Origin of the sequence: uncultured Pontibacter sp. (assembly GCF_947495565.1) — a bacterium.
Taxonomy (GTDB): Bacteria; Bacteroidota; Bacteroidia; order Cytophagales; family Hymenobacteraceae; genus Pontibacter.
Window position 1 is genome coordinate 231,656 of sequence record NZ_CANLZM010000004.1, and the last position, 22,522, is coordinate 254,177.

At 47.4% G+C, this 22,522-nt stretch carries 25 protein-coding genes; 20 read left to right on the forward strand and 5 right to left on the reverse strand.

Annotated elements, in window-relative coordinates; translation table 11 throughout:
* Positions 1 to 8: 8 nt before the first annotated feature.
* From Q1B04_RS07360 to lepB, 9 genes are all read left to right on the forward strand, one after another.
* Positions 9 to 497 carry a DUF6438 domain-containing protein gene (locus tag Q1B04_RS07360; RefSeq protein ID WP_299757470.1) on the forward strand — a complete coding sequence of 163 codons (489 nt, stop codon included), beginning with the start codon at positions 9 to 11 and terminating at the stop codon, positions 495 to 497.
* A gap of 345 nt (positions 498 to 842) precedes the next feature.
* Positions 843 to 1,346 (forward strand): YsnF/AvaK domain-containing protein, encoded by a 504-nt coding sequence (locus Q1B04_RS07365; protein ID WP_299757471.1) that lies wholly within the window; start codon positions 843 to 845, stop codon positions 1,344 to 1,346.
* A gap of 53 nt (positions 1,347 to 1,399) precedes the next feature.
* A complete protein-coding gene (locus Q1B04_RS07370; RefSeq protein ID WP_299757474.1) occupies positions 1,400 to 2,206 on the forward strand; it encodes a YsnF/AvaK domain-containing protein in 807 nt (268 codons plus the stop codon).
* A 418-nt stretch (positions 2,207 to 2,624) separates the two neighbouring features.
* Complete coding sequence (locus Q1B04_RS07375) at positions 2,625 to 3,305, forward strand: metal-dependent hydrolase (RefSeq protein ID WP_299757476.1); 681 nt, start codon at positions 2,625 to 2,627, stop codon at positions 3,303 to 3,305.
* A 7-nt stretch (positions 3,306 to 3,312) separates the two neighbouring features.
* Complete coding sequence (locus Q1B04_RS07380) at positions 3,313 to 4,095, forward strand: AAA family ATPase (protein ID WP_299757479.1); 783 nt, start codon at positions 3,313 to 3,315, stop codon at positions 4,093 to 4,095.
* A 12-nt stretch (positions 4,096 to 4,107) separates the two neighbouring features.
* Positions 4,108 to 5,022: a ParB/RepB/Spo0J family partition protein gene (locus Q1B04_RS07385; RefSeq protein WP_299757482.1), complete on the forward strand. Its 915-nt coding sequence runs from the start codon at positions 4,108 to 4,110 to the stop codon at positions 5,020 to 5,022.
* A 5-nt stretch (positions 5,023 to 5,027) separates the two neighbouring features.
* A complete protein-coding gene (locus tag Q1B04_RS07390) occupies positions 5,028 to 5,675 on the forward strand; it encodes a DUF5683 domain-containing protein (RefSeq protein WP_299757484.1) in 648 nt (215 codons plus the stop codon).
* On the forward strand, positions 5,672 to 6,388 hold the full coding sequence (gene dapB, locus Q1B04_RS07395) for a 4-hydroxy-tetrahydrodipicolinate reductase (protein WP_299757486.1): 717 nt from the start codon (positions 5,672 to 5,674) through the stop codon (positions 6,386 to 6,388). Before Q1B04_RS07390 ends, dapB begins: the two co-directional genes overlap by 4 nt.
* A 14-nt stretch (positions 6,389 to 6,402) precedes the next feature.
* Complete coding sequence (gene lepB / locus Q1B04_RS07400) at positions 6,403 to 7,506, forward strand: signal peptidase I (protein ID WP_299757489.1); 1,104 nt, start codon at positions 6,403 to 6,405, stop codon at positions 7,504 to 7,506.
* Between the two features lie 75 nt (positions 7,507 to 7,581).
* Here lepB and Q1B04_RS07405 read toward each other — a convergent pair whose 3' ends face one another.
* Positions 7,582 to 9,978, reverse strand: a complete 2,397-nt coding sequence (locus Q1B04_RS07405) for a Smr/MutS family protein (RefSeq protein WP_299757491.1) — start codon at positions 9,976 to 9,978, stop codon at positions 7,582 to 7,584.
* A 162-nt stretch (positions 9,979 to 10,140) separates the two neighbouring features.
* Here Q1B04_RS07405 and Q1B04_RS07410 point away from each other — a divergent pair, with 162 nt between their 5' ends.
* The 7 genes from Q1B04_RS07410 (at position 10,141) to Q1B04_RS07440 (ending at position 15,044) form a co-directional block, all read left to right on the forward strand.
* Complete coding sequence (locus tag Q1B04_RS07410; RefSeq protein WP_299757493.1) at positions 10,141 to 10,590, forward strand: YhcH/YjgK/YiaL family protein; 450 nt, start codon at positions 10,141 to 10,143, stop codon at positions 10,588 to 10,590.
* A 206-nt stretch (positions 10,591 to 10,796) separates the two neighbouring features.
* The gene (locus Q1B04_RS07415; RefSeq protein ID WP_299757496.1) at positions 10,797 to 11,336 is read left to right on the forward strand and encodes an SRPBCC family protein; all 540 of its coding nucleotides are present in this window, start codon (positions 10,797 to 10,799) and stop codon (positions 11,334 to 11,336) included.
* 132 nt (positions 11,337 to 11,468) lie between these two features.
* Positions 11,469 to 12,863, forward strand: a complete 1,395-nt coding sequence (locus tag Q1B04_RS07420) for an MATE family efflux transporter (RefSeq protein ID WP_299757499.1) — start codon at positions 11,469 to 11,471, stop codon at positions 12,861 to 12,863.
* A gap of 73 nt (positions 12,864 to 12,936) precedes the next feature.
* Complete coding sequence (locus Q1B04_RS07425) at positions 12,937 to 13,386, forward strand: GNAT family N-acetyltransferase (RefSeq protein WP_299757501.1); 450 nt, start codon at positions 12,937 to 12,939, stop codon at positions 13,384 to 13,386.
* A gap of 59 nt (positions 13,387 to 13,445) precedes the next feature.
* Positions 13,446 to 14,246, forward strand: coding sequence for a HipA family kinase (locus Q1B04_RS07430; protein WP_299757503.1), 801 nt, complete (start codon positions 13,446 to 13,448; stop codon positions 14,244 to 14,246).
* Positions 14,224 to 14,610, forward strand: coding sequence for a DUF3037 domain-containing protein (locus Q1B04_RS07435; protein WP_299757505.1), 387 nt, complete (start codon positions 14,224 to 14,226; stop codon positions 14,608 to 14,610). Before Q1B04_RS07430 ends, Q1B04_RS07435 begins: the two co-directional genes overlap by 23 nt.
* A 116-nt stretch (positions 14,611 to 14,726) precedes the next feature.
* Positions 14,727 to 15,044, forward strand: coding sequence for a PaaI family thioesterase (locus Q1B04_RS07440; protein ID WP_299757507.1), 318 nt, complete (start codon positions 14,727 to 14,729; stop codon positions 15,042 to 15,044).
* A gap of 67 nt (positions 15,045 to 15,111) precedes the next feature.
* Here Q1B04_RS07440 and Q1B04_RS07445 read toward each other — a convergent pair whose 3' ends face one another.
* Together Q1B04_RS07445 and proB are read right to left on the reverse strand one after the other, a co-directional pair.
* Positions 15,112 to 16,359 (reverse strand): glutamate-5-semialdehyde dehydrogenase, encoded by a 1,248-nt coding sequence (locus tag Q1B04_RS07445; protein ID WP_299757509.1) that lies wholly within the window; start codon positions 16,357 to 16,359, stop codon positions 15,112 to 15,114.
* Positions 16,360 to 16,363: 4 nt separating this feature from the next.
* The gene (proB, locus tag Q1B04_RS07450; RefSeq protein WP_299757512.1) at positions 16,364 to 17,455 is read right to left on the reverse strand and encodes a glutamate 5-kinase; all 1,092 of its coding nucleotides are present in this window, start codon (positions 17,453 to 17,455) and stop codon (positions 16,364 to 16,366) included.
* 60 nt (positions 17,456 to 17,515) lie between these two features.
* Between proB and Q1B04_RS07455 the strand changes: the two genes are divergently transcribed.
* Positions 17,516 to 17,692, forward strand: a complete 177-nt coding sequence (locus tag Q1B04_RS07455; protein ID WP_299757515.1) for a hypothetical protein — start codon at positions 17,516 to 17,518, stop codon at positions 17,690 to 17,692.
* Here Q1B04_RS07455 and proC read toward each other — a convergent pair.
* Both proC and Q1B04_RS07465 read right to left on the reverse strand, forming a co-directional pair.
* The gene (gene proC / locus Q1B04_RS07460; protein ID WP_299757517.1) at positions 17,689 to 18,516 is read right to left on the reverse strand and encodes a pyrroline-5-carboxylate reductase; all 828 of its coding nucleotides are present in this window, start codon (positions 18,514 to 18,516) and stop codon (positions 17,689 to 17,691) included. The genes Q1B04_RS07455 and proC overlap by 4 nt on opposite strands.
* A gap of 361 nt (positions 18,517 to 18,877) precedes the next feature.
* The gene (locus Q1B04_RS07465) at positions 18,878 to 19,657 is read right to left on the reverse strand and encodes a TIGR02757 family protein (protein WP_299757519.1); all 780 of its coding nucleotides are present in this window, start codon (positions 19,655 to 19,657) and stop codon (positions 18,878 to 18,880) included.
* A gap of 184 nt (positions 19,658 to 19,841) precedes the next feature.
* Here Q1B04_RS07465 and efp point away from each other — a divergent pair, with 184 nt between their 5' ends.
* The 3 genes from efp (at position 19,842) to accC (ending at position 22,368) form a co-directional block, all read left to right on the forward strand.
* On the forward strand, positions 19,842 to 20,405 hold the full coding sequence (efp, locus tag Q1B04_RS07470; RefSeq protein ID WP_299757521.1) for an elongation factor P: 564 nt from the start codon (positions 19,842 to 19,844) through the stop codon (positions 20,403 to 20,405).
* 3 nt (positions 20,406 to 20,408) lie between these two features.
* Positions 20,409 to 20,900, forward strand: a complete 492-nt coding sequence (accB, locus tag Q1B04_RS07475) for an acetyl-CoA carboxylase biotin carboxyl carrier protein (RefSeq protein WP_299757523.1) — start codon at positions 20,409 to 20,411, stop codon at positions 20,898 to 20,900.
* A 121-nt stretch (positions 20,901 to 21,021) separates the two neighbouring features.
* Positions 21,022 to 22,368: an acetyl-CoA carboxylase biotin carboxylase subunit gene (gene accC / locus Q1B04_RS07480; RefSeq protein ID WP_299757527.1), complete on the forward strand. Its 1,347-nt coding sequence runs from the start codon at positions 21,022 to 21,024 to the stop codon at positions 22,366 to 22,368.
* The last annotated feature ends 154 nt before the right edge of the window (positions 22,369 to 22,522 follow it).

The following is a 22,522-nucleotide window of genomic DNA, read 5'->3' on the forward strand; positions in this document are numbered from 1 at the left end:
TATAAAGCATGGCAACTACATTGATAAAGTATTGGAGTTATACTTTGCTTTGGTTCAGCATTATACTTTTAAGCAGCTGCACCAAAGTAAAATCCCAAATTAATCAAGTTCAGGCTCAAGTTCAGCCACAGAAGCTGCTACTGTTTCAGAAGACGCCATGCTACGGTACTTGCCCGGCTTACAATGCTACATTCTACACAGATGGCAGCGTGTTCTACGAAGGTTTCAGATACGCACCTGTGCAAGACACGCTTACACTCCAACTCTCAAAGGAACAGCTTCAAACGCTTAAAATAACAGTTAAAGATTTAGACTATACTTCCCTTAAGGATAACTACCTATCGCCTTACACTGATTTACCCTCTTCGTACTTAACCTTCTATGAACAGGATAAAGAAGTAAGGCGCATTAAGCATCAGCAGGAAGGCCCGAAACAGCTGCAGGAGTTTATTAAAGAATTGGAGCAGCTCGTTATGCAGTTATTAAAGATTAAATAATATCAAATTCTACTTGTATAGGATTACATATTATTGCTCTTCAGCTTTAAAGTAATCCGTCCAAATCTATTAGACTAAAACAGTCACCACTGCTCCTGTTCTCTGGCTGCAGCTGCCTCGCCCAAAAAAGTTTTATAATTAAATAACATAACCTTTCTCTTACCATATATCTCCCTTCACTAGCAATTACCGGTTACTGACTTAAAAAATCATGCTATTACACTTTGTCTTGTAAGGTCGGATTTTACCATTAGCCCAACATGTGCTTGGAGCCTTCGTAGGAATTAAAGGAAGTTATGCAAAGCACACTCTCCAAAAAACTATATTTTAATATGGTTGTAAACTATGAAAAAAAACAAATCAAACGATAAAGTACTAAAAACCGAATTTGAAGATCATTACTTGAATAGCACATCAGGAACTGAAGCGGAAACACCTTCTGCTACCTCTGCCCGACAGGAACAAGAGACCATACCTGTAGTGGAAGAACAAGTAAAAATCGGGAAAAAGGAAGTCGAGACGTCAAAGGTGCATATATCCAAAAAGGTGCACGAGGAGCTGAAAGACGTTGATATCCCGTTTATGTACGAGGAAGTTGAAGTAGAACGTGTGGCCATGAATAAACATGTTAATGAGCCGCCGCCTCCTGTTCGCTACGAAGGTGAGAAAATGATTATTTCAGTTTTAAAAGAAGAAGTTGTGGTGCAGAAACGCCTGGTGTTAGTTGAAGAACTGCATGTTACCAAAAAGCAGGTGGAAACTCACCAAAAACAAAGTATACCTCTCAAAAAGGAAGAGGTTCATATTGAGAGGGTTAAAACCTCACCACATGATCAAAAGCAAGTTTAAATTAATTGGACGCTTGCTTAATTTTTTATTATACTCTTAAAATCTAGTAAACTATGAAACGACAAACAGTAATTGGTATTTTCGACTATGGTATTGACGCTCAGATGGCAGCACAGGAACTAGAAAAAAGTGGCATACCTAGCAATAAAATAGACGTTGCCGTTCACGGCGCACGCGATAAGTCTAACGCCGCGCCGCAGCAACAGCAACCACAGAGCAGAGACAACGATAGCCGTGTAGGTAATTTTTTTAATTCCCTGATAGATAACCGCGATGAGTCTGCCAAGTATTCCCATGCGGCTCAAAATGGATCCATCGTCACCGTCCATACTTCCTCAGAAGAAGAGGCTAAGAAAGTATCGCAAACCCTTGACAAATGTGGCGCTATTGATGTAAATGAGAGAGCTTCACAGCAAAGGGGCACAGCACAATCTGCTAAAGGTAACTGGACAAATTCCAGCGAATCAATCCCAGTAGTGGAAGAAAACCTACAGGTAGGCAAAAGAGAGGTTGAGACAGGCGGGGTTAAACTTAGAAGCCGCATAATTGAGCGGCCGGTAGAAGAAAATCTACGACTGCGTGAGGAACACGTGAATGTGGAGCGCAGACCGGTTAACCGCCCAGCTAGCGAAAAAGACCTATCTACCTTTAAAGATGGTGAAAAGACCATGACAGAACATGCCGAGATTCCTATGGTTAACAAGGAGGCACGTGTTGTGGAAGAGGTAAGGCTTAACAAGGACACGACCGAGCACACTGAAAAAATTCAGGAGAAAGTGCGCAAGCAAGATGTAGAGGTGGACAAACTGAATCCCCGCAATGAGCATCAAGATCCTAATAAAAACAGAGATATAAAGTAAAATTCTAAGTTTAAAAAAACTATAAAGCGCTAGCTATTAATTTAGTTAGCGCTTTATTATTACAAAGTACTTTAAGTTAATTCAGCCATTCGGCACCGAGTTTTGAGTTGTTGTATACTGAAATTTAGTTAGCTTAAACTTTATGCTTCTTTAAAATCATACCTGTGCAATCTGAAGCTTAAAACTGACGTTTCTGAAGTATAAATTACAGCAGCACAAGAGCATTCTGACTGCAACGATTAGGTGCTCTTTTAACTCCTCCCATACTATCATGAAATCATGGTGAAAGCACTTGAAATGTGGATAAAAATAGTTTTTTAGCTATACAATACCACAGCTAAAATGGCTAAAATAATGTATCTTTGTGGAAGAATAAGTTATCTTGCGCTAACACAGGCAAGCTAAAATATATAGGATTATGAAAATAACGTACTACGGCCAGTCTTGCTTTTTATTTGAAATAGGTGATAACCACGTTTTGTTCGATCCCTTTATTTCGCCTAACGGTTTAGCATCCAGCATTAACGTAGACGATATCAAAGCTGACTATATCTTGCTGTCTCACGGGCACCAGGACCACGTGCATGATACAGAGCAGATTGCCAGAAACAACAACAGTACTATAATCGCCACTTTCGAGATTGTGCAATGGTATGGCGCCAAGGGTTTAGAAAATCTGCACCCCATGAACACGGGAGGCAAAGTAACATTGCCCTTTGGTACAGTTAAAATGGTGAATGCCATCCATTCTAACTCACTGCCAGACGGGACGTATGGTGGTTCTGCCGCAGGTTTTGTGGTAGAAACTGAAAACCAGACATTCTACTTTGCCGGTGATACTGCCCTCACCTACGACATGAAACTCATACCAGAGCAGTTTGATGTTGATTTTGCACTACTGCCAATCGGCGATAACTTTACGATGGATATACATGACGCCATGATAGCCGCCGATTTTGTGCAGGTAGAGAAAGTAATCGGGATGCATTATGACACCTTCCCTTATATCGAAATTGATAAGGAAGAAGTGATGGAAGTGGCGAAGATGGCAGATAAGGAACTTATTTTGATGGAGATAGGTCAAACTATTGAACTATAATTATAGCATGGGAAAAATTATAGCGGTTGCCAACCAGAAAGGTGGCGTAGGTAAAACAACTACAGCCATTAACCTTGCAGCAAGTCTGGCAGCCCTTGAATATAAGACACTTTTAGTGGATGCCGATCCGCAGGCAAACGCTACATCAGGCTTAGGTTTTGACCCGGCCACTATTACCAGCAGCATTTATGAGTGCATGGTGGAGGATGTGAAGGCAGAGGAGATTGTGCTGCAATCGCCAAGTATAGAGTTTCTCGACCTGATCCCCTCTCACATCGACTTGGTTGGTGCTGAAGTGGAGATGATTAATATGCCCAACCGTGAGGAGAAGATGCGTGAAGCCTTGGTCGGTCTGAAGCAGCATTATGATTATATCATCATCGACTGCTCCCCTTCCTTAGGCTTAATCACAGTAAACTCTCTGACTGCGGCTGATTCGGTAGTAATACCGGTACAATGCGAATATTTTGCCCTGGAGGGTTTAGGTAAGCTCCTGAATACCATCAAGATTATACAGTCGCGGTTAAACCCAGAGTTAGCCATTGAAGGCATACTGCTGACCATGTATGATGTGCGCCTGCGCCTGAGTAACCAAGTGGTGGAAGAGGTGAAAACGCACTTTCAGCAGATGGTGTTTGATACCATCATTCCCCGAAACGTAAAATTGAGCGAATCGCCTAGCTTTGGAATACCGGCCCTGCTGCACGATGCTGAGAGCAAAGGAGCGGTAAGTTACCTGAACCTGGCGCGTGAGATAGCAGAGAAGAATAGCGTAGTGCTGGCGAAATAACCATACGAGTACATGTCTGATAACAAAAATTCTGCAGCTAAACGTAAAGGCGGCCTCGGTCGAGGCCTAGGCTCTCTTTTGGAGGGCAACAAGTACACCGGAAAAACTGAGTCTTCCACATTAAATGACGTTAATACCATCGCAGATATAGCCATTGACCACATACAGACCAACCCCTACCAGCCCCGTACCCATTTTGATCAGTCGGCGCTGGAAGAGTTGGCAGAATCTATCAGAGTACAAGGCATTATTCAGCCTATCACTGTAAGGCAGCTTGGCCCGAACAGTTATCAGCTCATATCAGGCGAGCGACGTTACCAGGCTTCTAAAATTGCTGGCCTGACGGTTATTCCTGCTTATATTCGTAAAGCCGATGACCAGCAGATGCTGGAGATGGCTCTTATTGAGAACATTCAGCGCGAAAACCTAAATGCCATTGAAATCGCCCTATCCTATCAGCGTTTGCTTACAGAATGCAGCCTGAAACAGGAAGAGCTAGGTGACCGTGTAGGCAAAAAACGTACAACCGTAACAAACTACCTCCGCCTTCTTAAACTTCCGCCGGATATCCAAATCGGGCTTCGCGACAATGCGATAAGTATGGGCCATGCTCGCGCTCTTATTAACATTGATACCATCGAGCAGCAACTGGACGTTTTTAAAGAGGTAGTGGCCAAAGAGCTTTCAGTACGCAAGGTGGAAGAACTGGTGCGCAACCTGCAAAATGCTAAAAAGAAGCCTGATGTGCAGCAAAAACTGCTGTTTGGCAAGTATGATACCGAGCTTAAAACAGTAGAGAGCAAGCTAACATCCCAGTTCGGCACCAAAATACAGGTTAAAGCTAACAATGATGGTAAGGGAGAGATCAAAATTCCTTTCGTATCAGTAGATGAGCTTAACCGTATACTGGAGATACTAAACTACTAAAGCGAATGAGCTTGAAGGTTGGCGCTGTGGCATGGCTGCTGGGCATGGTTTTATACTTTGCCCCAACATACTCTCAGGGGCAGGTTATTACTGCCGGCCCGGATTCAGTGCGTGTGCCCATACCTGCGGACACTGCTGCACGCCAGGGTTTTTTCCTGAGCACATGGGACAAGCCAGCTAAAGCAGCCCTTTTCTCAGCTGTTATTCCCGGAGCAGGGCAAGTCTACAATAAAGCTTATTGGAAAGTACCTATTATATATGCCACAGGCGCCGTTCTAGCCTATTTTTATATAGACAATCAAAATAACTGGCAAGATTACCGCACTGCTATTCGCTTACGTGGAGACAATGATTCTACAACAGTAGATCAATTTGCTGATCATCCGATCTTAGGTACTCAAAACACTAACGCACTTAGTAATTTAAAGTATAGACGCGACTTTTGGCGCCGCAACCGTGACCTTACCATTATAATTTCCGTGGCTGCCTATACGTTGCAAATTGCAGAGGCGTATGTGCACGCTCACCTGAAAGACTTTGAAGTAGGCGAAGACCTGGCCTTGCGCATACGGCCTAATTTACTGCCTATGCATTCTCAGCCTGGTACCCTTACCCCCGGCCTAACCCTGACTTTATACACGCGCCCCAAATGAAAATTCTTTTGATTGGCTACGGCAAAATGGGCAAAACCATTGAGCAGATAGCCTTGGCTAAAGGCCATCAAATTGTTGGTACAATTAACCACAGCAACACAGAGGAGTTGCAAAACTATTCAGCGGCTAATACAGATGTGGCGATTGAGTTTACGCATCCGGAATCAGCTTTCGGCAACATCAGCTACTGCCTTGCCAACGGAATTCCTGTCGTATCCGGTTCTACTGGCTGGCTCGATCAGTTTGAAGAAGCCAAAACTTTATGCACTGAAAATAAAGGAGCTTTCTTTTATGCCTCTAATTTTAGTGTGGGAGTAAACCTTTTCTTTCATTTTAACGAGTACATCGCCAGTAAAATGAAAGACTACAAAGCGTATCAAGTAGCCATACGCGAGGTACATCACTTGCAGAAAGTGGATAAGCCTAGCGGCACAGGTATTACTGCCGCAGAAGGTATACTTGCCAGCTATAAAGATTTAGACGGATGGATTGCAGATAATCCGGAAGAAAAAACTAAATTAAACATCGCCTCGGAGAGAGAGCCCGATGTTGTGGGCACTCATATAGTTACTTACAGCTCCGAAGTCGACCAAATTGAACTGGGCCACATTGCCCACTCCCGAACCGGGTTTGCCGAAGGCGCCGTAATGGCTGCTGCCTGGCTGCAGGGCCGTCAGGGTGTTTACAGCATGAAGGACATGCTGAACCTGTAAACATAGCTTAGCAGATGAAAGTAAAATTTTGGGAAAAGAAGCCCGAAACGAAAGAACCTAAAAAGAAGAAAAGCTTTGCCCGCGAGTGGGGCGATGCCATACTTTTTGCAGTTGTCGCAGCCAGCTTAATTCGGTGGGCTACTTTTGAGGCTTATACCATCCCCACGCCATCTATGGAGAAATCGCTGCTGGTGGGGGATTTCCTTTTTGTAAGTAAGCTACATTACGGCCCACGCACCCCCATGACGCCGCTGCAGGTGCCGTTAACGCATCAGACTATATGGGGTACCAACATCCCCTCCTACTCTGATGCCTTACAGTTGAAATCTTATCGCTTACCGGGCTTTTCGGAAGTACAGCGAAATGATGTGGTGGTATTTAATTATCCGCCGGAAGAAGAGCATCCAGCTGACCTGCGTACCAACTATATTAAACGTGCGATAGGTATGCCTGGCGATTCGCTGCAAATAAAGGATATGCAGGTTTTCATCAACGGGCAGGCGATTAAAGACCCTGCTGAGATGCAGTACAAGTATATCTTGGTGCCTAATATGCAGCTCTCCGAGAAATTCTTCCAAGACCGTAATATCAACCTGGACGGTGTTCAGATGTTTGAGAATGGTTATATTGTGGATGCTTCTCCTGAACTTGCTGAAGAGATCAGAAAACTGGATTTTATTAAAGATGTGGTTCTTTATAAGCATCCTGACGAGGCTGAGGCAGGCATTTTCCCGCATGTGCCAAGCAAGCTAGAATGGAACCGCGATAATTATGGCCCCATTTACATCCCGCAGGAAGGTGCCACAGTAGCAATTAATCCAGAGTCTTTACCTTTTTACGAGCGCGTAATTTTGGAGTATGAGCACAATGATAATGCTGAAATTCGCGATGGCAAACTGTTTATAGATGGCCAGCAGGTACAGCAGTATACATTTAAGCAGAATTATTATTTTATGATGGGCGACAACCGTCATAATTCTTTGGACTCGCGCTATTGGGGATATGTGCCAGCAGATCATGTTGTAGGCAAAGCCGTGATGATCTGGATGTCAACGAACCCTGAAGGAAGTATGTTCAGCAAAATCCGCTGGAACAGGATCTTCAATATAATTGAGTAACTCCCATTACAAATTAAAAGCAGAAGGCCATGTTAAATTAAGATGGCCTTTTGCTTTTAATTCAAAGTATAATACCTACTTCAGCACGGCCAGCGTAGCGCCATCGCCGCCGCGTTCTTCGGCTTCGTTGCCTACGCTGGCTACTTCGCGCACCGAGTACAGGTAATCGCGGACTACCTGCCGCAGCACACCGTTTCCGCGGCCATGTATGATCTTAATCTCAGGGATGCCCAGCATGAGCGCCTCATCGGTAAAGTTCATCACCTTGTTCAGCGCGTCCTCGGCATACTCTCCCCGAATATCCAATGTGCTCGTGAAATCAGACATGCGCTGGGTCATGTTCATCCCACGGCTAAAGCCGCCAGCATTCTCCATCTTAGACTTCTTCGGCTTCTGCGATACCTGACCTTCTATGCGCTCCAGGTTATCTATTTTCACGATAGTTTTCAGGCCTCCAAAAAGAACTTCCGCCGTTTTGCCTTTTATACTTACCACCTGCCCTACAGAGTCCTGGCCAATCAGCGCCACGTTATCGCCGGGCTTTACGCTACCGTTGGAGATGCGCTTGTGGGCTGGGCGCGGCTCGTCTTTGCGCACTTCCTGGGCAAAGGTTTCCAAGTCGCGACGGGCTTCTTTTGTTTTCTCTTTCTCGGCCTGGCTCTGCTTAATCTGCTGAATGGTAGCCTCAATTTTCTGGTTGGCATCTTTCAGGAGTAGTTTGGCTTTGCCTTTAGCTTCGCGCATTACGTCCTGTTTGCTCTCCTCCAGGAAGTTTCGCAAGTCGCTGTACTCCTTCACTGATTTAGCAAGTTTCTGCTCCAGTTTGCTGGCTTCATGCACCTTCTTCTCCAGCTCCTGCTTCTCCGTTTCCAGCTCTTCCAGCAGGCGGTCGTAACGGATCTTGTCCTTGCCTACCAGCTTGCTAGCCCTGTCGATGATGTGTTTGGGCAAACCAATTTTCTGGGCAATTTCAATGGCGAAGGATGAACCCGGCTTTCCTATTTCCAGCTGGTACAGCGGCTGCAGGTGCTTATGATCGTAACGCATGGCACCATTTACTATGCCCGGTGTGCGCTCAGCATAGTTTTTCAAGTTGGTATAGTGTGTGGTAATCACAGCATACACGTTACTCTCATTCAGGTTCTGCAGCACGGCTTCGGCTATAGCGCCACCAAGCACAGGCTCTGTACCCGTACCAAACTCATCTATCAGCACCAAGCTGCGCTTATCGGCCACCGTCACAAACTTTTTCATGTTGGTCAGGTGCGAGCTATAGGTACTCAGGTCGTTTTCGATGGATTGTTCATCCCCGATATCAATAAAAATATCATGGAAAACACCTGCCTCCGAGTTATCTGCAGCCGGAATCAAAAGCCCGCATTGCAGCATGTACTGCACCAGCCCCACCGTTTTCAGGCTCACGGATTTACCACCGGCGTTTGGCCCCGAAATAAGGAGCATGCGCTGGTCGCGGTTAAGTTCCAGGTCCATAGGCACCACCGGCTTACCCGCCTGCTTGTGCGCCAAGTATAAAAGCGGGTGAAACGCCTGCTTCCAGTTAATTAGCGGATACTTGTGCAGCGTAGGTTTGGTAGACTCCACGCGCCGCGCAAACACGGCCTTCGCCCGGATAAAATCGAGCAGGCCCAGGTATTGGTACGCCTTGCGCAACTCGGGTATGTGGTAGCGCATGGTATTGGTCAGCCCAACTAAAATCCGGATCAGCTCACGGTGGTAAGCGTTCTCCAGGTCCTTAATATCGTTGTTGAGCTCGAAGATAGATTCCGGCTCAATGTAAACTGTCTGCCCCGTGTTCGACTCATCGTGGATCAAACCTTTAATACGGCGCTTGTGCTCCGCGATAACAGGTATAACCAGGCGGCCGCCGCGTATGGTTGGCTCTACGTCAGAAGGCGTCCAGCCTTCGTTTTTAGCATGCCGAAGGATAGAGGAAATGGTTTTACGAAGTGCTGCCTGTTGCGATATCAGATCGCGTTTGAGGCGCTGCAGTTCCGGGGTAGCATCATCGCGCACGGCACCGGCATCGTCCACTACCTTATCCAAGGCGGCCAGCAGCGAGCGCTCCACGGCTACTTTAGCGCCCAGCGCCTTAAGGGCCTCATACTTGCCTTCTTCGGATTCTGAGATAAAGCGCAGCGAATCGCGGATAGTACGCAGCGACATCTTGATCTCGAAGAACTGCACCACATCCAGGAAAGTACCTTCCAGGGCGGCCCGGTCCAGGTAAGCGGTAGGGTCATAGTAGTGCTGCAGCGGAATTTCGGCATCCGACTCCAGCAGTTGTTTAAATTCTTCGGTTTGTTGCAACAGCCTTTCCAGCAGGTCGTGGCGGTTCAGGAATTGCATGCGGCTTACAAAGTGGCGGCCCAGCGGACTCAGGCAAAGCTCTGAGAGCATCTCGCGCACTTGTGCAAAGCCAATTTTTATTTCAAAGTTTTCTGGATAGATCAATTGTTATCTTTTAATTTACTGCAAAATTAGCAATATCTATAACAAGTATACAGGCCTGTTTTGTTCGCTGCTGCAGACATAAGATATAAGATTCAGGCCAAAAGAAAATTACAGCGTTTTCATTCCTTTCTAACATTCTAAATTTTAATGTTCCAACTTAATATGGTTCTCGATAAACTCAGTAATACCGCACGTTATACCTGTATGCACCCATTATTTGCGCAAGCTTTCTCTTATTTGCAGGAAACCGACCTGGCAAGCATTGCTACCGGCGTGCATGAAATAGACGGTAAAAATCTCTTCGCGATTATTTCTGAAGACAAGGGTATAGCTAAGGAAAACGCCAAACTGGAAGTGCACCGCAAGTACATCGACATACAGTACGTGATCTCGGGCACCGACCACATGGGCTGGAAAGACCTGGCGGAGTGCAGCCAACCCAATGATCCGTACAATGAAGCACGCGACGCAGCTTTTTTCCCGGATAAAACGCAGAACTGGTTCGATGTACCGGCAGGTTCTTTCACGATCTTCTATCCCGACGATGCCCACGCTGCCATGATAACCGACCAAGTGGTGCGCAAAGTGGTGTTGAAGATTGCAGTAAGCTAACATACACCCGCCTTCTGCCCTGCCTGACAGCATATCTGGAAAATTTATTTGGCAGGTCAAAGTATGCGGCTGCGGCACGTGCAGGCCAGATCTGAACATAAACGTGTAAACGTCAGTTGCGGTGCAGGCTTATGTCTGCCTGCATACTTGCTTGCAAGCTCCATATTTTTAATAACTTACGCCCCGGAAAATCAACTGAAAGCCAGATGAAAGTTTTAAAGACCACCCTTACCGTTATAGCCATACTTGTGGCTGTGCCCTTGCTTGTGGCCCTTTTCGTGGATCAGGATTACGCCGTGGAGCGCGAAATCATGATCAACAAGCCAAAGCAGGAGGTGCTCGATTACTTAAAATACCTAAGAAACCAGGACAATTACAGCACCTGGGCAACCCGTGACCCGAACATGAAAAAAACTTATACCGGCACCGACGGCACGGTAGGTTTTGTATCGGCCTGGGAGAGCAATGATCAGGAAGTAGGCAAAGGCGAGCAGGAGATTAAAAGCATTGTAGACGGCGAAAGAATTGATTTTGAGCTACGCTTTTACGAGCCGTTTGAGGCCACCGAACCCGCCGCTATGGTAACCGAAAGCATTTCTGACAACGAAACTAAAGTTAAATGGGGCTTTAACGGCCACATGAATTACCCGATGAACCTGATGCTGATTTTCATGAATATGGAAGAAGAAATCGGCAACGATTTACAGACTGGCTTAGACAACCTGAAAATTCAGCTCGAAAAATAACCATGACCGGAAGTGCATAGCGCTCTTCTACAAGTATAACATTGTAGCAAAAAGTAATGGCCTGTGCTGTTACTTTTTGTTTTTTACACCTAGTATACTTCCTTACAAACCTCCCCCCCTCTCCTAGCTGCCATGAACAATTTCCGGAACTTTCTGCAACTGGTCTGGTTTGCCATTAAAGGCAAGGAGCAGGATTATACTACGCTGGGCATTAAGCGCAGTATAATCCTGCTGGCTATCCCGATGATTCTGGAAATGCTAATGGAATCGTTGTTTGCCATCGTGGATATTTTCTTTGTGGGCAAGCTGGGCTCCAACGCGCTGGCCACTGTTGGCCTGACGGAATCTGTGCTGATGATCGTTTACGCGGTAGGCATGGGAATCAGTATTGCGGCCACGGCCATGGTGTCGCGGCGTGTGGGCGAGAAGAATTACACCGAGGCCGGAAGCATTACGTTTCAGTTGATGGTAACCGGTTTGCTGCTGGCCCTGCTGATGGGCGGCGTAGCAACTTATTTCGCCTCTGATTTGCTCACCCTGATGGGCGCCACGCCAGAGGTTGTGCGCACGGGCGTTACCTACACACAGATTATTTTTGCCGGCAACGCAGCCATACTTATGCTTTTCCTGGTTAATGGTGCTTTTCGTGGAGCCGGGCAGCCGCACCTGGCTATGCGCGCACTCTGGATTGCCAACGGCACCAACATCATCCTGGACCCGCTCCTGATCTTTGGGTTAGAAAACATAGAGGGTCTTGGGTTGGCAGGTGCCGCCTGGGCCACCACCATTGGCAGAAGCTTGGGCGTAGTTTATCAGCTGTACCACCTGTTTAATGGCAAGCATCTGTTAAAGATATCGCGCGAAAATCTGGTGCTCAGCGTTATGGTGATGTGGCGCATCCTTCGGCTGTCGGCGGGCGGCGTGGGCCAATACCTCATCGACTCGGCCAGCTGGATATTTCTGACCCGCCTGATTGCCGAGTTTGGCAGCAACACACTGGCAGGTTATACGATTGCGTTTCGCGTCATTATCTTTACCCTATTGCCTGCCTGGGGACTATCTTCGGCGGCGGCTACGCTGGTGGGGCAAAACCTGGGCGCACAAAAAGCGAAGCGGGCAGAGCTGGCCGTATGGCTTACGGCACGCTATAACATGATCTTTATGGCCGTGGTTACGCTGAGCTTTATACTGTTTGGCAGGTATGTTTCCGATTTCTTCTCCAACGATGAAGAGGTCATACACATCGCCACGCAAGCTTTGCAGATCATCACGCTGGGCTATATTTTCTTTGGATTGGGCATGGTGATGGTGCAGGCCTTTAACGGCGCCGGCGATACCCGCACGCCTGCCTTCATCAATATTGGGGTGCTGTGGCTCCTCGAGATTCCGTTGGCATACTTTCTGGCAATATATTTTGGCCTGGGGGCTACCGGCGTTTTCATCGCCATCGCTTTCTGCCACTCGTTTCATGCCCTTGTTACAGGATGGCTGTTCCGGCGCGGCAGGTGGAAGCAGGTAAAAGTATAAAACAGCCAAAGCTACTCTGGCACGCAAATCTTGCTTATACTTGCTCCTGCAAAGTATAAAGGCACTTTTTCTGATGATCAAACTACGCAGAACAAACTCAGACGACCCTGATTTTCGCCCGCTAGTTGCATTGCTCGACCAGGACCTGCGGATTCGGGATGGCGAGGACCACGCATTTTATGCGCAATACAACACGCTCGATACAATAAAGCATGTGGTGGTAGCTTACCAGAAAGACGAGTCTGTGGGTTGTGGCGCCATAAAAGCGTATGACGATACCACTGCCGAGGTAAAACGCATGTTCGTGCTGGAGCAGCAGCGCGGGCAAGGCATTGCCTCTTTGGTACTTGCCGAGCTGGAGCAGTGGGCATCAGCGCTTGGTTACACTTCCTGCATCTTGGAAACAGGCACAAAACAACCGGAGGCCATTGCGCTGTACCGTAAGTGCGGCTATACCGTAATTCAGAACTATGGCCAGTATGCCGGCGTTGAGAACAGCGTGTGCATGCAGAAAAAAGTATAAAACCATTGGCTGCAAAAGGTGTTTCAAAAGCATCTTCCAAAGTATAAATCAACCAAAACATGACCTATAACCCACCCGAGCTCAGAACCGTGGACGTAACGCGTTACGTAACGCCGCTGCGTGAAGGCGGCTCGCTGCCTGCCCTGGTAGAGGCCGACGATGAGTTCTTGTATGTGCTAAAGTTCCGGGGCGCCGGCCAGGGTATAAAAGCCCTTATTGCCGAGCTGATTTCCGGGGAGCTGGCGCGTGTGCTTGGCTTCAGAGTGCCGGAGCTGGTATTTGCCACCCTGGATGAGGCCTTTGGCCGTACCGAGCCCGACGAAGAGATACAGGACTTACTACGTGCCAGCGAAGGCCTGAACCTGGCGCTGCATTATCTTTCTGGGGCCATAACTTTCGATGCCCTGGTAACCACCGTGGGTGCAACGCTCGCCTCGCAAATAGTATGGCTCGATTGCCTGATAACCAATGTAGACCGCACGCCGCGCAATACTAACATGCTGATGTGGCACAAAGAGCTTTGGCTGATAGACCATGGCGCATCGTTATACTTTCACCATGCCGGCTATAACTGGGAAGAGCAGGCCATGCGCCCTTTTGCGCAGGTAAAAGATCACGTGCTGCTGCCCCAGGCTACCGAGCTGGAAAGCGTGGATGCCGCCTTCAAAGCCATACTTACACCGGGGCGCATCCGCGCCATCGTTTCCCTTATTCCTGATGCCTGGCTGGCTACGCCCGACACGCCTTTTGAGTCGGTGAGCGAACACCGGGCCGTTTATTCCAACTTCCTTGAAGCACGGGTCGCCCATTCAGATATTTTCATTAAAGCCGCACAACATGCCAGACAAGCACTTATTTGAGTACGCCGTAATTCGCGTGGTGCCTTGTGTGGAGCGCGAAGAATTTATGAATGTTGGCGTTATCCTGTATTGCCAGCCACAGGGTTTTCTGCAAACCAAGTATAAACTTAACCCAGAGCGCCTCCTCGCCTTCTCCGTTAACCTGGATTTGGATGAGTTGCAGGAGCGCCTGCATGCTTTTGAGCGCATCTGTGCCGGCCGAAAGGAAGGCGGCACCATTGGGGCGTTGCCACTAGCCTCTCGGTTCCGTTGGCTCACGGCAACGCGCAGCACGGTGGTACAAACATCTGCCGTGCATCCCGGCCTTTGCCCAACCAACGCCCAACATACGCTGGATAAACTGTTTGACCAGCTTGTATCATAAGCATCCTATAACATACCTAAAGTATGGAGTTGAAAGATGAGATTTCCGCGTTCCTGAAGAAAGAGTTTCCGCAAACCAAGGTTAGCGTGGAGCAAGTGGGCAGGTAATCGGCTACTGTGCGCCACACCATCGGCGCAGAGGAGCTTCGCCCGGGCGGCACCGTGTCTGGGCCTGTAATGATGGCAGTGGTCGATGTGGCGCTGTATGTGGCCATACTTGGCGAGATCGGCCTCGAAGCCCTTTCCGTTACTACCAGCCTCAATCTTAACTTCCTGCGCAAGCCTTCCGCCACCCGCGACATTATCGGAGTTTGTAAACTTTTGAAACTCGGGAAAAGGCTGGCAGTGAGAGAAGTAAGCATTTACTCCGAAGGGGAGCCAGAGCCTGTGGCACATGCCGTTGGCACCTATTCCATACCGCCAAGAAAGCTTTAAAGTATAAAAAAGGCGCCTACAGGTTAATGCTGCAGGCGCCTTTTTATACTTGCGGAGGCGATTATACTTAAGCCCTTACCTGGCCCTTTCCTTTCACAACCCACTTATAGCTTGTCAATTCATCCAGGCCCATCGGCCCGCGGGCGTGCAGTTTCTGTGTACTGATGCCAATTTCGGCACCCAAGCCAAACTGCGCCCCATCGGTAAAGGCAGTAGATGTGTTGGCATACACAGCGGCGGCATCCACGGCTTTCAGAAAGTGGTCAACATGTGCTTCATTATCTGAAATAATGGCTTCGCTGTGCTGCGAAGTATAGGTGTTGATGTGCTCAATTGCTTCGTCCAAATCTTCTACCGTTTTAACCGACATTTTCAGGGAAAGGAACTCAGTCCCGAAATGCGATTCGGTGGCGTGGTGCAGCTTATCGGCGGGATAAGTCTCTTTCAGGGCGGTAAATGCCGGAGCGTCCGCAAAAATCTCTACGCCTTCCGCAACCAGCCCGGCACCAATCTCAGGCAGATCGTTCAGGCGCTTATTATTGATCACGAGGCAATCCAAAGCGTTGCATACACTTACGCGGCGCGTTTTGGCGTTCACCACTATGTCTTTGCCGCTGGCTAGGTCCGCGAACTCATCAAAGTAAGTATGCACAATACCGGCTCCGGTTTCGATGACGGGCACTTTGGAGTTTTCGCGTACATAATTAATTAACCCTTGGCTACCACGCGGAATGATAATATCCACATAGTCCACGGCATGCAGCATCTCGTGTGTTGCCTCGCGGTCTGGGGGTAGCAGCTGCACAATGTTCTTATCCACGCCGTGCTGCTCCAGTACCGCGTGGATCAGTTTCACGATGGCCGCGTTAGAATCTTTGGCATCGCTGCCGCCTTTCAGTAAAAGCGCATTGCCGGAGCGCAGGCACAGGGTAAACACGTCAAAGGTTACATTCGGGCGGGCCTCGTAAATTATCCCGATCACGCCTAAAGGCACGGATACTTTTTTAAGCTCCAGGCCATTATCGAGGGTGCGCTCGGAGAGCACTTTGCCCAGTGGCGAAGGCAGGCTGGCCACATTTCTGATATCAGCCGCAATCGTCTCGATGCGCTCCTTGGTTAGCTTCAGGCGGTCATACTTCGGGTCGCTGGTATCCATGCGGGCCAGGTCCTGCTGGTTTGCGGCAAGTATGGTTTCGGTGGCTGACACGGCCTTATCCGCCAGTGTTTCCAGCACCTGCTTTATGTTATCTTCTGATACTAAGTTTAGTTTTCTGCTTGCTTGTTTTACGCGCTTAAAAACCTGTTGTAATTCCATAGTTTTATAGGGTATGATATTTAAATAAGTACAAGTAATCGTAATGGATGATCGGTTTCTGGTTGCTCAGGCCAATTGTCATAGTCGCTTTTTTGGAGCCATACTCCGCTTTGCCAAGCCCCAGCTTCTCCCCGCTCTCATCTTTAATCCGAACTATATCTCCTTTTGAGAAATTGCCGCTGATGCCCACTATACCAACCGGCAGCAGGCTGGCGGCATCCTCTGCATGCAACGCTTCTTTCGCTCCTTCATTCACAATCACCTCGCCTTTGGTGTAGTTATCGCTGTGCGCCACCCACTTTTTAGGATTGGGCTTAGACGATTCCGGCTCGAAATAAGTCGCTTTAAGCTGGCCGTTATAAAAGTCCAGCAAAACTTTATCACGGTTACCGTTCGCGATGTAGACATGTATGCCAAGATAGGCCGCCTTCTTCGCCATTTTCATTTTGCTGCCCATACCTCCGCGGCCATAAGTCGACTTAGAGGAAGCGATATAACGGCTCATGCCAGCTGTTCTGCGCCCTACACGCTCTATCAGTTTAGAGTCTGGATCGCTGGGGTGCCCTTTATAGATGCCATCTACGTTAGTGAGTAAGATGAGCGTGTCGGCATCAATCATGGCGGCGGTCATACTTGCCAGCTCATCATTGTCAGTAAACATCAGCTCTGTCACGGCCACGGCATCATTCTCGTTGATGATAGGAATGATGTCGTGGTTTAGCAGCCCCAGCAGGCATTCTTTTATATTAAGGTAATGGCGGCGCGACAGGAAATCCTGCGGCGTTACTACAATCTGAGCAATCTGGTGCCCCTCACGCTGAAACAGCTCTTTGTAAGACTGCACAATGTCGATCTGCCCCACGGATGCCAGTATCTGCTTCCGTACAACAGACTCTGTTTTATCTTCAAATTTGATGTTATTTCTTGCAAAGGCCACCGCCCCAGACGAAACCAGCACCACCTGGATGCCCTGTTTCTTCAGGAAATCGATTTGTTTGACAAGAGAAGCCATGCGTTGCCTATCTGGTGAGCCATCCTCCTGCGTAAGCACATTAGAACCTACCTTAACGACAACTAGCTGTGGCTGATAATCCATAGTTATTGGTGTTTATGAAACAATAGTTTAGCTACGACAACAGATTGCTCCGTTGCGCAAATGATATGCTATAAATTCGGTGATTTATACTTTGAGATGATGCGGCTTCAGCTTTTCCTGACCAGCCTTAAGCTGGCGCTGGCGCTAAAAATAAGAGGCTGTTCTGCAGCTGGTATACCGGGAGCAAAAAGCTACCGCACCCGCCACAGAACAGCCTGTCTTAATGTTGGATATTAAACAGCTTCTTTCTCGCGCTGCTCTTTCAGGTCCAAAATTCTTTTGTGAGAACCCACTAAGCCTTTAATAACGGCAGAGCTTAAGCCCTGGTGCTCCATTTCGTTGAGTCCGGTAATGGTGCAGCCTTCCGGCGTGGTTACTTTATCTATCTCCTGCTCTGGGTGAGATTTATTGATGGTAAGCAAGGTTGAAGCTCCTTTACTTACCTGCACGGCAATTTTCTGGGCATCCTCAGCATCCAGGCCAAGCTGAATACCGCCTTGTGTTACGGCACGTATAAAACGCATGTTAAAGGCAATACCGCTGGAGCACAGCACGGTGGCTCCTGCCATCAGCTCTTCTTCAATTATAAGGGTCTCGCCAACGCAATTGAAAATCCCCTTTATTTCTTCCTCCAACACGGTGGCTTTATCATTAAAAGCAAGGCACGTCATGGACTGTTGTACGGCTATGGCAGTGTTAGGCATGCTGCGCACAATGGCAAAATCACTACCTACCACGTCACGAATATAATCAATGGTGATGCCGGCAATAACACTCAGCAACACGTGGCGTTCCGGATCAAGATATGGCTTTATTTCGTTGAGTACATTTTCTAAATGGGCTGGCTGCACGCACAGAAGTATAAAACGGCTGTTGTTAACAGCAAACTTATTGTCGTTAGTCACCTGTACGCCTTTGTCTTTTAAGTATTGTAAGGATTTCGTGTTTCTCCTGGTTACATAGATGTTTTCCGGCTGATACTGCCCGTTGCTTAAAAGCCCCTCCGCAATAGATTTACCAAGATTACCTGTTCCCAAAATAGCTACGTTATCTGTGTGCATTCCTTATAGTTTGATTTGTTTCTGGCAGATTTAATCAGTTCAAAACCTGCGCTCTAAATATATGTTTACGGCTACAAAAGTACAAAAACCAATCCAAAGACCAAAAGCACGCAAAAGGCATCCAATCAATTTAAATCAACTAAAATAGTATTATCTGCACATTTTATCCATCGGAAAAATCATACTTATACTTTTAAATTGCTTGTGCTTAAAATGAATGAATATGACCTGATATCTACCTTGGCAGCCGCTGAGGCTACATACCAGTGAAATACATTTTCAGTGTAGCAACAGCTAAACTGAAGCGTTTCACTTTTAAGTTAGAGTTGGGATATCTGCAGAAACAAACCAGGTAAAAAAATTAGAATTTTTCTTCTACTCCTAAGCCAAATAGAGCATAATCATACTTTACTGGGTCAGTTGGGTCAAAGAATCGTAGGTGGGCTGTTAGTTCTTCAGCCGTTTCCCAGTCCATACCTTTGCGGGTTATTAACCCAAGCCGGCGGGCTACCCGCTCCACATGCACATCGCAGGGGCAAACCAGGTCACTCATCGGAAGAGAATCCCAGATGCCGAAATCCACACCGCAATTGTCTTTGCGCGCCATCCAGCGCAGGTACATATTCAGGCGCTTACAGGCAGACTTGCGGGCAGGTGTGGCAATGTGCTTGCGCGTACGCTGTGGGGCATCTCCCAGGCTGAAAACCAGGTTATGAAAATACACCAGCCGCTGTTTCTGCGTCTGCAGTTCCTGGTTTTGGCCGGTAAAGGCTGTTTCCAGGCTCTCGTGCTGCCCGTAGTACCACCTGAAGAAGTGCAGCAGGTATAGAAGGTCGGTGTCGTTGAAGGTGCGGTGCTTGAAGCCTAAAAACCGCTGCAGGTCCTGCTCCTGGTGGTTAAGTATAAAATCGTGCGGCGCGTTGTCCATCAGGTCCATCAGCTTTATACAATTGTTGATGATCGTCTTCCGCTGCCCCCAGGCAAGTATGGCTGCAAAAAAACCGCTTATCTCAATGTCCTGCTTCTTTTCAAACCGGTGCGGAATAGAAATCGGGTCATGCGGTATAAAATCAGGGCGGTTATACTTCTCCACTCGATCATCGAGCAATGCTTTAACTTCAGCTAATTCCGGGTGCTTCATAAAATGCTATACTTGGCTCTATTGCTATGTTTAATAGGTAAATCGAAGATATTAAGTAATATAATTGTATGTTATACACGCTTTTTCACGACTTTTTATGCAGATTAACTAATTTTGTTTTGCAAGACAGCAAAAACAAACATAGTTTTACTCCCTTATTAAGTATACAGATAAGTTAACTTGTATGGCAACCACAGCTGATATTAAAAACGGTGTTGTAATAGAGTATAACAACGACCTTTACGTGGTAATTGATTTCCAGCACGTAAAGCCCGGCAAAGGTCCGGCATTTGTTAGAACCAAACTGCGAAACGTAAGATCCGGTAAAGTTCTGGACAATACATTTTCGGCAGGACATAAAATTACCACTGCACGTGTAGAGCAACGCCCGCATCAATTTATTTATAAAGATGATATGGGTTACCACTTTATGGATATGAACACCTTTGAGCAGGTTGCTATAGAGGAATCCATGGTGCCTTTTGCAGACCTGATGAAGGAAGGACAGGAAATCACTATACTTTTCCATGCTGAGACAGAGTCGCCGCTTACCTGCGAAATTCCTCCGTTTGTGGAGCTGACCATCACTTACACAGAGCCGGGCTTAAAGGGCGACACAGCTACAAACGCGTCTAAACCAGCTATTGTGGAGACAGGCGCTACTATTCAGGTGCCACTATTTATTGGCCAGGACGAAAAAATCAAAGTAGACACTCGTACATACTCATACGCAGAAAGAGTTAAATAAAACATGAAAGCGAAAGAAATCCAGGACCTCATCGACTTTATTGCCAAATCCGGTTTGAATAAAGTTAACATCGAAACAGAAGAGTTTAAAATCTCGGTTAAGCGCGATCCGGACCAAAAGGTAACCTACATGAAAGGTGCTGAGCCAACTGCTCATGCCGCTCCGTCGGCTCCTGCGCCACAGCCTGCAGCAGGTGCTCCTGCTGCGGCACCTGCTGCCGCTGCTCCGGCTCCGGCAGCATCTGACGACAGCAAGTATATTGCTATCAAAGCGCCTATGATCGGAACGTTCTACCGTGCATCGAGCCCTGACACTCCAGTGTTTGCAAACGTTGGGGACGAAATTAAAAAAGGACAGGTAATCTGCATCATCGAAGCAATGAAGCTGTTCAACGAGATCGAATCAGAGGTATCTGGTAAGATTGTAAAGGTTTTGGTTGATAACGCCTCCCCGGTGGAGTATGATCAGCCGTTGTTCCTGGTAGATCCTAGCTAATTTATTGATTGGGAATTGTGAAGATTATTAAATGGAGATGGTATAGACCTTCTCCATTTTTATGTCTTTTTCAAAGTAGATCTCTACGTTTCCATATCCATAAATCTCCAAATCAAAACTTATGTTTAAAAAGATACTAATCGCCAACCGTGGCGAAATTGCCCTACGTATTATCCGTACCTGCAAGGAAATGGGCGTTAAAACGGTGGCCGTGTACTCTACAGCCGATAAGGAGAGCCTGCACGTTCGCTTTGCTGATGAGGCCGTTTGCATTGGCCCGCCTCCGAGCTCGCAGTCATACCTCAATATACCAAATATCATAGCTGCTGCAGAGATAACCAACGCTGACGCAATTCACCCTGGCTATGGTTTCCTTTCCGAGAATGCAGAGTTTTCTCGCATCTGTGCTGATAACGGTATTAAGTTTATCGGTGCTTCTCCGGAAATGATTAACCAAATGGGCGATAAGGCTTCGGCAAAGGCAACCATGAAAAAGGCCGGCGTACCAACTATACCGGGTTCCGAAGGTTTACTGAAGTCTGTGGAGGAAGGCCTTAAAATAGCTGAGCAAATCAAGTATCCGGTTATACTTAAGGCAACTGCCGGTGGTGGTGGCCGTGGTATGCGTATCGTGAAAGACCCTTCTGAGTTTGAGAAAGCCTGGAACGATGCCCGCACCGAGTCTAAAGCTGCTTTTGGTAACGATGGCCTGTACCTGGAGAAATTCGTGGTAGAGCCACGCCATATCGAGATTCAGCTGATCGGTGACCAGCACGGACAGGTAGCGCACCTTTCGGAACGTGACTGCTCTATACAGCGCCGCCACCAGAAACTTGTAGAGGAAACGCCATCCCCGTTTATCACCGACGAGCTGCGTGAGAACATGGGCCAGGCTGCCATTGCAGGTGCCAAGGCTATCAACTACGAAGGTGTGGGTACCATTGAGTTCCTGGTAGACGCTAACCGCGATTTCTACTTTATGGAAATGAACACGCGTATCCAGGTTGAGCACCCGATTACGGAAGAGGTAATTGACTACGACCTGATTAAGGAGCAGATTAAGGTAGCCGCCGGTGAGAAAATCACAGGTAAAAACTACTACCCTAAAATGCATGCCATCGAGTGCCGTATCAATGCTGAAGACCCTAAAAACGGCTTCCGCCCTAGCCCAGGTAAAATCACTACCCTGCATACGCCGGGTGGCCACGGTGTACGCATCGACTCACACGTGTACTCTGGCTACACCATTCCGCCAAACTACGACTCTATGATCGGGAAGCTGATCGTAACTGCGCAGACGCGGGAGGAGGCTTTGGTGAAAATGAAGCGCGCACTAAGTGAGTTTGTGATAGAAGGCATCAAAACGACGATTCCTTTCCACCTGAAGCTGATGGATGACCCTGGCTTTAAGGCAGGTAACTTCACAACCAAGTATCTGGAAGATTTTGACTTCGGCTCGATTGAGTAGTTATCAAACGGATTAAAAACAGAAGCCTCTGCTAAATAGCAGAGGCTTCTGTTTTTAATCCGTTTGATAACTACGAAGTTATTTAGATTTTTTAGTTAAAAACCTACACCCGCCATTGTTGGTGTTTTTCACCAACAATCAAAATGCAGATGCT